Origin of the sequence: Thioalkalivibrio sp. ALE19, assembly GCF_000428605.1 — a bacterium.
GTDB lineage: Bacteria > Pseudomonadota > Gammaproteobacteria > Ectothiorhodospirales > Ectothiorhodospiraceae > Thioalkalivibrio.
Genome location: NZ_AUAG01000022.1, coordinates 1 through 12477, shown reverse-complemented (window position 1 = coordinate 12477; position 12477 = coordinate 1). Strand labels below are relative to the sequence as shown.

The following is a 12477-nucleotide window of genomic DNA, read 5'->3' as shown; positions in this document are numbered from 1 at the left end:
GTGATGTCGTTCCCCGATTCCTTGGCCCGTCTGGCCGCCCGCACCCCGTTGCCCCGCTGGCTGGCGCCGGGCTGGGCGCGGCGCCTGGCGGCCTCGCTGTCGGTGCCGGGGCTGTTGCTGGGCACGCTGTTCTTCGCCGCGTCGCTGTCGCCCAGCCTGATCCCGCGCACCTGGGAGATGCAGGGCATCCTGTCCGGGATCTCCCTGTCGGCGGGTTATCTGCTCGGGGTCTTCCTGCACTGGCTGTGGGCCTACCTCGAGCTGCCGGAGGCCGGCGAGCGGGTGCACCGGATCATGGTCAGCGTCGCCGCCGTGCTGTGCGCGATCATCGCGGTCGCGTTCCTGATGCAGGCGGCCCAGTGGCAGAACTCGATCCGCGAGCTGATGGAGCTGGACCCGGTGGACAGCGCGCATCCGTTCCGTACCGGGATGATCGGCCTGGCGGTGTTTGCGGCAGCGCTGGCGGTGGGGCGGCTGTTCCTGCTCAGTTTCCGCTTCGTGGCCGTGCGTCTGCGCCGTTTCATTCCGCGGCGGCTGGCCAACGTGACCGGCGTCATCGTCGCGCTGTCGCTGTTCTGGGCGGTGATCGACGGGGTGCTGCTGGAATACGGCCTGCGCACGGCCGACCGGACCTTTCAGCAGTTCGACGTGCGCATGGAAGCGGACGTGGAGCACCCGGGCGACCCGCTGCTGTCGGGCAGCGAGGCATCGCTGATCGGCTGGGAGGACCTCGGCCAGCACGGCCGGCGCTACGTGGGCTTCACCCCCACCCGCGGCGAGATGAGCGAATTTTTCGGCGAGCTGACCCCGGCACCGCTGCGGGTCTATGTCGGATTGAACGCGGCGGAGACCATCGAGGAGCGTGCTCGCCTGGCGCTGGACGAACTCCGGCGCACCGATGCCTTCGACCGCTCGGTGCTGGTGCTGGCCACGCCCACCGGGCGCGGCTGGGTGGATCGCGACGCGATGCAGGCGGTGGAATATCTGCACCGCGGCGACGTGGCCTCCGTGGCGGTACAGTACTCTTACCTGCCCAGCTGGCTGTCGCTGATGTCGGAGTCATCCTACGGGCTGGAGACCGCGCAGGCGGTGTTCGCCGAGATCTACGGCTACTGGCGCGAGCTGCCTGCCGAGGAGCGCCCCGAGCTGTATCTCCATGGTCTCAGCCTGGGGGCGCTGAATTCCGAGCGCGCGGCGGATCTGTACGACATCGTCGGCGATCCGTTCTCCGGTGCGCTGTGGAGCGGGCCGCCGTTCCGGTCCGAGGCCTGGCGCGAGATCACCGCGCAGCGCGAACCGGATTCGCCCGCGTGGCTGCCGCGTTTTCGCGACAGCTCCATCGTGCGTTTCACCAACCAGGATCCGCACCTGGAGATCCCCGGTGCCGAATGGGGGGCCATGCGCATCGTGTACCTGCAGTACGCCAGCGACCCCGTCACCTTCTTCGAGCCCGAGGCCTTCTACCGCCAGCCGGAATGGATGGAAGAACCGCGCGGCCCGGACGTGACCGACAAGCTGCAATGGTACCCGGTGGTGACCATGCTGCAGCTGGCGATCGACGTGGCCGCCGCGGATGATGCCCCTGTGGGCTACGGCCATGTGTATGCCCCGGAACACTATGTCTACGCCTGGCGCCACGTGACGGATCCCGAAGGCTGGTCGGAAGACGAGCTGCAGCGGCTGAAGGACCACCTGGGTGGTGGTTGAGCCGGAGGCTGAGCCCGCGGTGCGGCGTCAGCCGACCTGGCCGTAGCGGGTCGCATCCCCCAGCCAGCGCTCGATCAGCGCGCCGCCGCGCGGCGGATCCTGCAGCAGCCCCTCGGCGATGCGGGTCGCGCGCGGCAGCAGGTCCTGGTCACGCGACCAGTCGGCCACGCGGAAGCTGCGGTCGCCGGTCTGGCGGGTGCCCAGCAGTTCGCCCGGCCCGCGCAGGCGCAGGTCCACCTCGGCGATCTCGAACCCGTCGTCGGTGCGCCGCATCGCCTCCAGACGCTCGCGCGCGGTGTCGCCCAGCGGCGGGCGATACAGCAGCACGCAGGCGCTGGCGGCATTGCCGCGCCCCACGCGCCCGCGCAGCTGGTGCAGCTGCGACAGGCCCATGCGCTCGGCATTCTCGATGATCATCAGGCTGGCGTTGGGCACGTCCACGCCGACCTCGATCACCGTGGTCGCCACCAGCAGATCGACTTCACCGCGACGGAACCCCTCCATCACCTGATCGCGCTCGCCGCCCTTCATGCGGCCGTGTGCCAGCCCGATGCGCAGCCCCGGCAGGGCCTCGGCCAGGCGCTCGCGGGTGGCCTCGGCGGATTCGGCCTCCAGCTGCTCCGAGTCTTCCACCAGCGGACACACCCAGTAGGCCTGGGTGCCGTCGCCGCAGGCCACGCGGATGCGTTCGATCACCTCGTCGCGGCGTTCGTGGCTGATCAGCGCCGTGCGCACCGGCGTGCGCCCCGGCGGGCGTTCATCGATGATCGAGGTCTCCAGCCCGGCATACAGGGTCATCGCCAGGGTGCGAGGGATGGGCGTGGCAGTCATGATCAGCTGGTGCGGGGTGCCCCCGTTGCCCTTCTCGCGCAGCGCCATGCGCTGATGCACGCCGAAGCGGTGCTGCTCGTCCACCACCGCCAGGCCCAGGCGGTGGAAACGCACGTCTTTCTGGAACAGGGCGTGGGTGCCCACCGCGACCGGGCGGTCGCCGCTGGCCAGTTCGTTCAGCAGCTGGCCGCGCTCCCCGCGTGCCTGGCGCCCGCCCAGCCAGGCGATGGGGATGCCCATGGGCTCCAGCCAGGCCGCCAGGTTGCGCGCGTGCTGGCGCGCCAGCAGCTCGGTAGGAGCCATGAACGCGACCTGGTAGCCCGCCTCCACCGCGGCCAGCGCCGCGGCCACCGCCACCAGGGTCTTGCCCGAACCGACGTCGCCCTGCAGCAGGCGGTTCATCGGGCGTTCGCGGGCGAGATCCGCGCGGATCTCGCCGATCACGCGCTGCTGGGCGCCGGTCAGCGGGAACGGCAGTCCGGCATGCAGGTGTTCCCACAGGTCGCCGGGCGGGTCCAGCGCCGGGGCGTGTTCGTCGGGTTCGGCACGGGCATGCTGCAGGCGCGCTAGCTGGTGCGCGACCAGCTCTTCCAGCGCGAGGCGGGTCTGCGCGGCGGAGCGCCCGTCGATGCCGGGTTCGAGCGCCGGGGCCTGCGCGTTGGGTGGCGGCTGGTGGAGGTCCTGCACGGCCTGCTGCAGCGGCGGCAGGCCGTCACGCTCCAGTTCCGGCAACAGATCGGGCAGCTGCCGGATACCGGGCAGGGCCTGGCGCACCAGCTTGCGCAGCAGCGGCTGCGACACGCCGTCGGTGACCGGATAGACCGGGGTCAGGCGCTGTTCCAGCGCCGGCGGGGCGTCCGGATCGACGATCTCGGTCTCCGGGTGCACGCATTCCAGCGCCCCGGGCACGCCGCGCGGTTCACCGAAGGCGCGGACCCGGGTGCCGGTCGCCAGGCGTTTCTGCTGCGCGTTGCCGAAATGAAAGAAGCGCAGGGTAATGACGCCCTGACCGTCCCCCAGGGTCACCACCAGCATGCGCCGACGACGGGTCACCACCTCGCTGCGCTCGACCACGCCTTCGAACAGGGCGGCGCGGCCCGGACGCAGGCGGTCCAGCGGGGTGATGCGGGTGCGGTCCTCGAAGCGCAGCGGCAGGTGGAACAGCAGGTCGCCACAGACATGCAGGCCCAGCCGCGCCAGGCGCTCGGCCTGGCGCGGGCCCACCCCGTTGAGGGCGGTCAGCGGGGCCTGCAGGTCCATCTGCAGCGCTCCGGGGTGCGGGGCCTCAGCCCCGCGGGCACCAGGCGATGGCGTCCATCTCGACCTGCGCGCCCTTGGGCAGGGAGGCCACACCGATGGCGGCACGCGCCGGGTAGGGCTCGCTGAAGTACTCGGTCATCAGCTCGTTGACCAGCGGGAAGTGGGTCAGGTCGGTGAGGTAGATGTTGAGCTTGGCGATGTCGCCCAGCCCGGCGCCGGCGGCGTCCAGCACCGCGGCGAGGTTGTCGAACACCCGGCGGATCTGGGCCTCGATGCTTCCGTCCACCAGTTCCATGGTGGCCGGGTCCAGCGGGATCTGGCCCGACAGGTACAGGGTGTCGCCGGTACGCACCGCCTGCGAGTAGGGGCCGATGGCGGCCGGGGCGGTTTCGGTCTGGATCACTTCGCGGGACATGAGGTCTCCTGATTGCTGTGCGCCATAACTGTGCGCCCGGCACCTTACCGCATCAGCCGCGCGGGCGGGAGATCTTCAGGACGTCGGGCAGGCGCCGCAGCATGCGCATGATCTGCGCCAGGTGCCGGCGGTCGCGCACCGTGAGCAGGAAGGTCATCGCGGTGGAATGCCCGTCCTGCTCGTTGAACGAGATGTGCTCGATGTTCGAGCCCTGATCGGCGATGTTCGCGGCCATCTCCGCCAGCGCCCCGCGACGGTTCGCGGTGCGGGTGCGGATCGCGGCGGTGAACTGCAGGCCCGGTTCGTGCGACCACTGGAGGTCGATGGTGCGGTCGGGGCGCTCGCGGCCTTCGTGCAGGTTGCGGCAGTTCTCGCGATGGATCACCAGCCCGCGTCCGGCACTCAGCTGGCCCACGATCGGGTCGCCCGGGATGGGATAGCAGCAGCGCCCGTAATTCAGGACCATGCCCTCGGTCCCGCGGATGGCCAGGGTCGGAGTCTCGTCGCCGCTGGTCTCGCCCTCGACTTCCGCGGTTTCCGCGGTCTCCAGGCCCGTCAGCTGGCGGGCCACCAGGCCGGCCATGCGGTTGCCGAGGCCGATCTCGGCCAGCAGGGCATCCAGGTCCCGCAGCTGCATGGCGTCCAGCAGCTGGTCCAGCTGCGCCGGGGAAACCCGCGCCAGGCTGGAGTCCAGCGCGGACAGGGCCTTTTCCAGCAGTCGCCGCCCAAGGGCGCGGGCCTCGTCGGTCTGCATCGACTTCAGGCAGTGGCGGATGCCGCTGCGGGCCTTGCCGGTGACCACGAAGGACAGCCAGGCGGGGTTGGGCCGGGCGCCCTCCGCCGTGACGATCTCCACCGTCTGGCCGCTTTGCAGGCGACTGGACAGCGGCGCCAGCTGACGGTCGATCTTGGCCGCCACGCAGCGGTTGCCCACGTCCGAATGCACCGCGTAGGCGAAATCGATGGGCGTGGCATTGCGCGGCAGCACCAGGATGTCGCCCCCCGGGGTGAAGGTGTAGACCTCGTCGGGGAACAGGTCGACCTTGACGTTCTCCAGGAACTCGATGGAGTTGCCCACGCTGTTCTGGATCTCGAGGACGTCCTTGAGCCATTCGCGCGCGCGGCTCTGCGCGGTCTGCGCCAGTTCGCCGCCGGCCTTGTACTGCCAGTGCGCGGCGATGCCGCTCTCCGCCACGCGGTCCATCTCGGTGGTGCGGATCTGGATCTCGATGGGGATGCCCTGCGGACCGAACAGCACGGTGTGCAGCGACTGATAGCCGTTGGATTTGGGGATCGCGATGTAGTCCTTGAAGCGCCCCGGCACCGGCTTGTACAGGTTGTGCACGACCCCCAGCGAGCGATAGCAGGTGTCCATGCTGTCGACCACGATGCGGATCGCGAAGACGTCGAAGACGTCCTCGAAGGTGTTGCGCTTGGACAGCATCTTGCGGTAGATGCTGTAGAGCGATTTCTCGCGCCCGGTGATGCGGCCCTCGATGCCCGCGGCCTCCATGCGCGAGCAGATCGCCTGCTCGATGTTGCGCATGGGCTCGCGGCGGTTGCCGCGGGCTTCGCGCATGGCCTTCTCCAGCACCGCCGCGCGCCACGGATGCTTGGCGGTGAACCCGAGGTGCTCCAGCTCGCGGCGCATCGCGTTCATCCCCAGGCGCTGGGCGATGGGGGCGTAGATCTCCAGGGTCTCGTTGGCGATGCGGCGTTTCTTGTCCGGGCGCATCACGCCCAGGGTCCGCATGTTGTGCAGGCGGTCGGCCAGCTTGACCAGGATCACCCGGATGTCGCGGGTGATCGCCAGCATCATCTTGCGGAAGTTCTCCGCCTGCGCCTCGGCCTTCGACTGGAACTGCAGGTGGGTCAGCTTGGAGACCCCGTCGACCAGCTCCGCGACCTCCTCGCCGAACTCGGCGTGGATGCGGTCCTTGCTGGTGGGGGTGTCCTCCATCACGTCGTGGAGGATGGCCGCGCAGATCGCGCGGTGGTCCATGCGCATCTCGGCCATGGTGCGGGCCACGGCCAGGGGATGGTAGATGTACGGCTCGCCGGTCTTGCGCGTCTGGCCGTCGTGGGCCTCGGCGCCGAACAGGTAAGCGCGATAGACCTCCTCGACCTGCTCCGGCTCCAGATACGCCTCGAGCTCAGCGCACAGGTCGCTGATCAGGAAACGTGCGGAGCCCGAGGGAGCCGAGGAGACGGCCCCGGGCGCGGACAGCCCAGCGGCCATGGGCTCCACCTACCGTTCGTCGGCTTCGAGCTGTTCCAGGTGCCGGATCGTGGAGAAATCCAGCATCTGGTTCTGCGGCCGCTCGTCGTGTTCGTCGAACACCTCGGCCCCGACCTCGCCGGCGGCGATCTCGCGCAGGGCGATGACCGTCGGCTTGTCGTTGTTCTCGGGGACCCGGGGTTCCTTGCCGTGGGCGATGTGCCGGGCGCGACGGGCGGCCATCATCACCAGCTCGAACCGGTTGTCGACTTTTTCGAGGCAGTCCTCGACAGTTATGCGGGCCATGGGCTAGCTCCGGATGTTGCGTGCAAAAAGGTTGAACGGTTCAGGCCGGCGCACGGGCACTGGCCAGCAGGTTGTGCAGGGTCTCCGCCGAGCGGATCTCCTGCTCCACCGTACGCAGCCGGTTGGAGCGGAAGATGCTGGCGAGATCCCGCAGGGCCTGATCGAACTCCGCGTTGACCACGGTGTAGTCGTATTCGCGGTAATGCGTGCAGTCCGACTCGGCATCACGCAGGCGGCGTTCGATCACCTCCTCACTATCCTGACCACGGCCGCGCAGCCGACGTTCCAGTTCGGTGCGCGAAGGCGGCAGGATGAAGATCGAGCGGCAGTCCGGCACCGCGGCGCGGACCTGCCGGGCACCCTGCCAGTCGATCTCCAGAATCACGTCGAAACCGGCGTCCAGGCGTTCGTTCACGCTGGCCAGCGCGGTCCCGTAGAAGTTGTCGAATACCTTGGCGTGCTCCAGCAGCTTGCCGTCCTCGATCATGCCGAGGAAGGTCTCCGCCGAGACGAAGTGGTAGTCGATGCCGTCGACCTCGCCCGGGCGCGGCTGACGCGTGGTATGCGAGACCGAGACCTCGACGTCCTCGACGCTGTCCAGCAGTGCGCCGACCAGGCTGGTCTTGCCGGCACCGGAGGGTGCGGAAACGATGTACAGCGTGCCACGTGCGGGCCGGGAAGAAACGGTCATGCTGGCGTCCGCCGAAGGAGGACCGGGCGGTGCCGGATGCACCGCCCGACCGGAGAAATCGGGAAATGGTCGGAGTGAAAGGATTCGAACCTTCGACCCCTGCCTCCCGAAGGCAGTGCTCTACCAAGCTGAGCTACACTCCGACGCTGAGCTGAGTATTGTGCCGTGTTGATCCGGAGTTGTCCATGCCCCGGGTGAACGCGGTGTCAGTGATCGCGGCCCACGGCGAAGCGGGCGATGTCCGCCAGGGCGCGGCGGTGGGGGGTGTCCGGCAGCCCGGCGATGGCGTCGATGGCCGCGTCGGTTTCGGCCTCCGCCCGCGCCCGGGCGTACTCCAGCGCGCCGGTGGAGTGCATGGCCACGATCACCGCGTCGGTTTCCTCGCGCCCGCCCTGTTCGATCGCCCGGCGCACCACGGCCTTTTCGGCGTCGTTGCCCTCGCGCAGCACGTGGATCAGCGGCAGGGTCGGCTTGCCCTCGGCGAGATCGTCGCCCAGCTGCTTGCCGGTCACCTCGGGGTCGGCCGAATAGTCGAGCACGTCGTCGATCAGCTGGAACGCGGTGCCCAGGTGCATGCCGTAGCGTGCCAGTGCGGCCTCGTCGGCGGCGTCGCGTTGCGCCAGGATGCCGCCGATCTGGCAGGCCGCCTCGAACAGCTTGGCGGTCTTCGACTGGATCACGTCCATGTAGCGCGCCTCGTCGACATCCGCGTCGTGGCAGTTCATCAGCTGCATCACTTCGCCTTCCGCGATGACGTTGGTCGCGCGCGACAGGATCTCCATCACCCGCATCGAGTCGATCTCGACCATCATCTCGAAGGCGCGGGTGTAGAGAAAGTCGCCCACCAGCACGGCGGCCTCGTTGCCGAAGATGTGGTTCGCGGTCTCGTTGCCGCGGCGCATCTCCGAGGCATCCACCACGTCGTCGTGCAGCAGGGTCGCGGTGTGGATGAACTCCACCAGCGCCGCCAGGGTGACGTGCTTGTCGCCCTCGTAACCGCAGGCCCGGGCCGACAGGGTCGCCAGCAACGGCCGCAGTCGCTTGCCGCCACTGTGGATGATGTAGTGTCCGAGCTGGTTGATCAGCACCACGGGGGAGCTGAGCCGGTCGCGGATGCAGGCGTCGACTGCCTGCATGTCGTCGGCAGCGAGCTCTCGGATGGCGTCTATGGACATGCGGTTCGGCAGGCCGGTGAGGGTGGGGTCGGTTTCGGCAGGCCCGCACGCGCGCGCCGCCTCCAGCAAATGAAGAGCCCGGCATGCTAGAAAGGGGGTGGCGGGGTGTCAAGCAATACGGGTGGCGGAAACGTTGACCCCCGGCGGGGGTGCTGCTAGCATTGCCGCCCTTTCGCGAGACCAGTCATCAGCACCTGGTCCATACAGGTCATCGCAACGGAGTCCCAGGGAAATGTACGCGATCATCGCAACAGGTGGTAAACAGTACCGCGTCGCCGAAGGTGACGTGATCCGCATCGAAAAGCTCGACGCCGAAGTCGGTTCCGAGGTCGATTTCGACCAGGTGCTGATGGTGGGTGCGGGTGACGATGTCCGCGTCGGGGCCCCGGTGGTCGATGGCGGCAAGGTCACCGCCAAAGTCGAGGACCACGGCCGCGGCGACAAGGTCCGCATCATCAAATTCCGGCGCCGCAAGCACAGCATGAAGCAGGCGGGCCACCGGCAGCACTACACCACCGTGCGCATCACCGGCATCGCCGGCTGAGCTGCGGCACGACAGTACTCGGGAGAACGAGAACATGGCACACAAGAAGGCAGGCGGCAGTTCCAAGAACGGGCGCGATTCCGAGAGTAAACGCCTTGGCGTCAAGCGGTTTGGCGGCCAGATCGTGAGCGCCGGCAACATCCTCGTGCGTCAGCGCGGTACGCAGTATCATCCCGGCGAGAACGTGGGTTGCGGCAAGGACCACACGCTGTTCGCCAAGGTGGATGGCGAGGTCGTGTTCAAGAAGGGCGGTCGTTTCAACCGCCGTTTCGTGACGGTCCAGCCGCAGCAGTAATCCGGCCGTCCGCAGTCCGGATCGCCGTAAAGCCCCGTTCTGCGGGGCTTTTTTTGTTTCTATCCCCTCCGGAGGCGAAGGATGCAGTTCATCGACGAGGCGAACATCGTGGTCAGGGCCGGCGATGGCGGTAATGGCTGCGTGAGCTTCCGCCGCGAGAAGTACATCCCCTTCGGCGGGCCGGATGGCGGCGACGGCGGGGACGGGGGTTCGGTGTGGCTGGTCGGGACCGAGCGCCTGAACACCCTGGCCGACTTCCGCTACCAGAAGCGTTTCGACGCCCCGCGCGGGAAAAACGGCATGGGCCAGAATCGCACCGGCGCGTCCGGCGAAGACCTCGAGATCGCGGTGCCGGTGGGCACCGTGGTGCGCGATGCGGAGACCGACGAGCTGCTGGGCGACATCACCGCGGACGGCCAGCGTCTGCTGGTCGCCCAGGGCGGCTATCACGGCCTCGGCAACACCCGCTACAAGAGCTCCACCAACCAGGCCCCGCGCCAGAGCAAGCCGGGCACGCCGGGCGAGCAGCGGCGCCTGCAGCTGGAGCTGCGGGTGCTGGCCGACGTGGGGCTGCTGGGGCTGCCGAATGCCGGCAAGTCGACCCTGCTGTCGCGCGCGTCGGCCGCGCGTCCGCGGGTGGCCGACTACCCGTTCACCACGCTTTATCCGCAACTGGGCGTGGTCAGCGTGGGGCCCGAGCAGAGCTTCGTGATGGCCGATATACCGGGACTGATCGAGGGCGCGGCCGAGGGTGCCGGGCTGGGCACCCGCTTCCTCAAGCACCTGGGGCGCACCGAGCTGCTGCTGCACCTGGTGGACGTGGCCCCGCCGGATCCCGAGGCGGACCCGGTTGCCGACATGCAGACCGCGCTCACCGAGCTGCAGCGGCACAGCGAGGAACTGGCGGCGCGTCCGCGCTGGCTGGTGCTCAACAAGTGCGAGCTGCTGGACGCGGAGGCGCTGGACGCGCTGGGCGAGCGCATGCAGGCGGCGCCCGGCGGGGACGTACCGCAGTACCGCATCTCCGCCGCCACCGGCGACGGCGTGGACGGTCTGCTGCAGGCCGTGATGCGCGAAGTCGAGCGCCGGCGCCTCGACCCGGCGGAGGGCGAGCCGGAGGGCGAAGCATGAGCCGCGCCCTGCCGCAGGCGCGGCGCGTGGTGGTGAAGATCGGCAGCGCGCTGATCACCGCCGATGGCACCGGCCTCGACCGCCCGGCCCTGCAGGCCTGGGCCCGGCAGATGGCCGAACTCCGGGAGCAGGGGCTGGAGGTGATCCTGGTGTCCAGCGGGGCGGTGGCCGAAGGCATGTATCGCCTGGGCATGAGCGAGCGGCCGCACCAGCTGCATCAGCTGCAGGCCTCGGCCGCGGTCGGTCAGATGGGGCTGGTGCAGGCCTACGAGCAGGAATTCGCGGCGCACGGGCTGCACGCCGCCCAGGTCCTGCTGACGCATGACGACCTGGCCGACCGCGAGCGCTACCTGAATGCGCGTTCGACCATGCAGGCCCTGCTGACCCTCGGCACCATCCCGGTAGTCAACGAGAACGACACCGTGGCCTACGAGGAGATCCGGCTGGGCGACAACGACACCCTGGCGGCGCTGGTCGCCAACCTGGTGGTGGCCGATCTGTTGCTGATCCTGACCGATCAGGAGGGCCTGTTCGACGCCGATCCGCGGCGTGACCCGCAGGCCCGGCGGATTGCCGAAGGCCGCGCCTCGGATGTGACGCTGCAGCAGTTCGTGGCCCCGGAGTTCGGGCGGCTGGGACGCGGCGGCATGGCCACCAAGCTGTACGCCGCGGAGCGTGCCGCGCGTTCCGGTACCCATACCGTGATCGCCTCGGGGCGTGAGGAGCGCGTGATGGCGCGGGTCCTGGCCGGCGAAGACGTGGGGACCTGGCTGCAGCCGGACCGCGAGCCGCTGGCCGCGCGCAAGCGCTGGATCGCCGACCAGCTGCATTCGCGCGGTGTGCTGCATCTGGACGAGGGTGCCGCGCGGGTGCTGCGCGAATCCGGCCGCAGCCTGCTGGCGGTGGGCGTGGCGCGGGTGGAGGGGGAATTCCGCCGCGGCGAGGTGGTGACCTGCGTGGCCCCGGATGGCTCCGGGGTTGCGCGTGGACTGGTCAACTACTCGGCGGCCGAGGTGGAGCGCATCCGCGGTCTGCGCGCCGATCAGATCGAGGCGGAGCTGGGCTATCAGTTCGAGCCGGAGCTGGTGCACCGCGACAACATGGTCCTGCTGTAGCGACACGCGTACGACATGTGCACGCAAACGGGCCCGCCCCTTCGCAGAGGGGCGGGCCCGTTCGGTCTTCAGGCTGCCGGCCGGGCCCGCAGGCCCGAGGGTCTTACGCCTGCAGGGCGCGGATCCGCTGGTTCAGGCGGCTCTTGTGGCGGGCCGCCTTGTTCTTGTGGATCAGACCCTTGTTCGCGGTCTTGTCGATGATCGGGACCGCCTGGCGATACGCCTCGCGGGCAGCCTCGACGTCTCCCTGACGCAGCGGCTTGAGGACCGCCTTCATGTACGTACGGAAACGCGACCGCAGCGCCATGTTGTGGGCGCGGTTCTTCATGGACTGACGGGCCCGTTTACGGGCAGAAGCAATATTCGCCAAAACTCTATCCCTCGCGTGATTCGCCGGGTTCTCTGAAAGGCGACAAAGCATACTCGGGACCCCGGTCAGGGTCAAGCTCGTCTTCGCCTGCAAGCAGGCTCCTGATATGGATCGCATCGCAACTATCTGTGCCAAAGGGTGTTTTTTGGCGCAGATCTTGGCCGATCCCGAAGACTTCATGGATTGCGATGCGATCCATGGGGTCTACGGGCGCGGTCGTGCAATGCTGTGGGAGCCTGCTTGCAGGCGAGCCGGGCCCGGGCGCCCCGGAATGGAATCCCGGAGCCTGTGCGTCTACATTGCAGGCATCACAACACAAGAAAGGAGCATGGAGATGAAATACCCCGCCGCCCGCAACAACGCCCTGGTCCCCGGCTTCGTGCTGGTGCTGCTGGCCCTGTTTGCCGCCAGCCTGGTCC

The 12477-nt window shown here is 68.9% G+C and carries 12 protein-coding genes and 1 tRNA gene; 5 read left to right on the top strand and 8 right to left on the bottom strand.

The window, feature by feature from the left end:
* Window positions 1–3: 3 nt before the first annotated feature.
* Window positions 4–1707, top strand: a complete 1704-nt coding sequence (locus tag F787_RS0109545; RefSeq protein ID WP_028492018.1) for an alpha/beta-hydrolase family protein — start codon at window positions 4–6, stop codon at window positions 1705–1707.
* Window positions 1708–1734: 27 nt separating this feature from the next.
* On the opposite strand, the gene recG is transcribed toward F787_RS0109545, so the two are convergent.
* From recG to ispB, 7 genes are all read right to left on the bottom strand, one after another.
* Complete coding sequence (gene recG / locus F787_RS0109540; protein ID WP_028492017.1) at window positions 1735–3798, bottom strand: ATP-dependent DNA helicase RecG; 2064 nt, start codon at window positions 3796–3798, stop codon at window positions 1735–1737.
* 25 nt (window positions 3799–3823) lie between these two features.
* Complete coding sequence (locus tag F787_RS0109535; RefSeq protein WP_019588866.1) at window positions 3824–4213, bottom strand: RidA family protein; 390 nt, start codon at window positions 4211–4213, stop codon at window positions 3824–3826.
* Between the two features lie 52 nt (window positions 4214–4265).
* Entirely contained in the window at window positions 4266–6452 is a 2187-nt protein-coding gene (spoT, locus tag F787_RS0109530) for a bifunctional GTP diphosphokinase/guanosine-3',5'-bis pyrophosphate 3'-pyrophosphohydrolase (RefSeq protein ID WP_028492016.1), read from the bottom strand.
* Between the two features lie 9 nt (window positions 6453–6461).
* The gene (rpoZ, locus tag F787_RS0109525) at window positions 6462–6737 is read right to left on the bottom strand and encodes a DNA-directed RNA polymerase subunit omega (protein WP_019569277.1); all 276 of its coding nucleotides are present in this window, start codon (window positions 6735–6737) and stop codon (window positions 6462–6464) included.
* Between the two features lie 40 nt (window positions 6738–6777).
* Window positions 6778–7428 carry a guanylate kinase gene (gmk, locus tag F787_RS0109520; RefSeq protein ID WP_026331283.1) on the bottom strand — a complete coding sequence of 217 codons (651 nt, stop codon included), beginning with the start codon at window positions 7426–7428 and terminating at the stop codon, window positions 6778–6780.
* Between the two features lie 66 nt (window positions 7429–7494).
* A tRNA-Pro gene (locus F787_RS0109515) sits at window positions 7495–7571 on the bottom strand.
* A 63-nt stretch (window positions 7572–7634) separates the two neighbouring features.
* Window positions 7635–8603 (bottom strand): octaprenyl diphosphate synthase, encoded by a 969-nt coding sequence (ispB, locus tag F787_RS0109510; RefSeq protein WP_028492015.1) that lies wholly within the window; start codon window positions 8601–8603, stop codon window positions 7635–7637.
* A gap of 232 nt (window positions 8604–8835) precedes the next feature.
* Between ispB and rplU the strand changes: the two genes are divergently transcribed.
* From rplU to proB, 4 genes are all read left to right on the top strand, one after another.
* Window positions 8836–9147, top strand: coding sequence for a 50S ribosomal protein L21 (gene rplU, locus F787_RS0109505; RefSeq protein ID WP_018936343.1), 312 nt, complete (start codon window positions 8836–8838; stop codon window positions 9145–9147).
* 34 nt (window positions 9148–9181) lie between these two features.
* Window positions 9182–9442, top strand: coding sequence for a 50S ribosomal protein L27 (gene rpmA / locus F787_RS0109500; RefSeq protein WP_018947184.1), 261 nt, complete (start codon window positions 9182–9184; stop codon window positions 9440–9442).
* Between the two features lie 81 nt (window positions 9443–9523).
* Window positions 9524–10573, top strand: coding sequence for an Obg family GTPase CgtA (gene cgtA, locus F787_RS0109495; protein ID WP_028492014.1), 1050 nt, complete (start codon window positions 9524–9526; stop codon window positions 10571–10573).
* Window positions 10570–11688 (top strand): glutamate 5-kinase, encoded by a 1119-nt coding sequence (gene proB, locus F787_RS0109490; RefSeq protein ID WP_018868978.1) that lies wholly within the window; start codon window positions 10570–10572, stop codon window positions 11686–11688. The genes cgtA and proB overlap by 4 nt, the downstream gene beginning before the upstream one ends.
* A gap of 103 nt (window positions 11689–11791) precedes the next feature.
* Here proB and rpsT read toward each other — a convergent pair whose 3' ends face one another.
* Window positions 11792–12058 carry a 30S ribosomal protein S20 gene (rpsT, locus tag F787_RS0109485; protein ID WP_026279417.1) on the bottom strand — a complete coding sequence of 89 codons (267 nt, stop codon included), beginning with the start codon at window positions 12056–12058 and terminating at the stop codon, window positions 11792–11794.
* Between the last annotated feature and the right edge of the window lie 419 nt (window positions 12059–12477).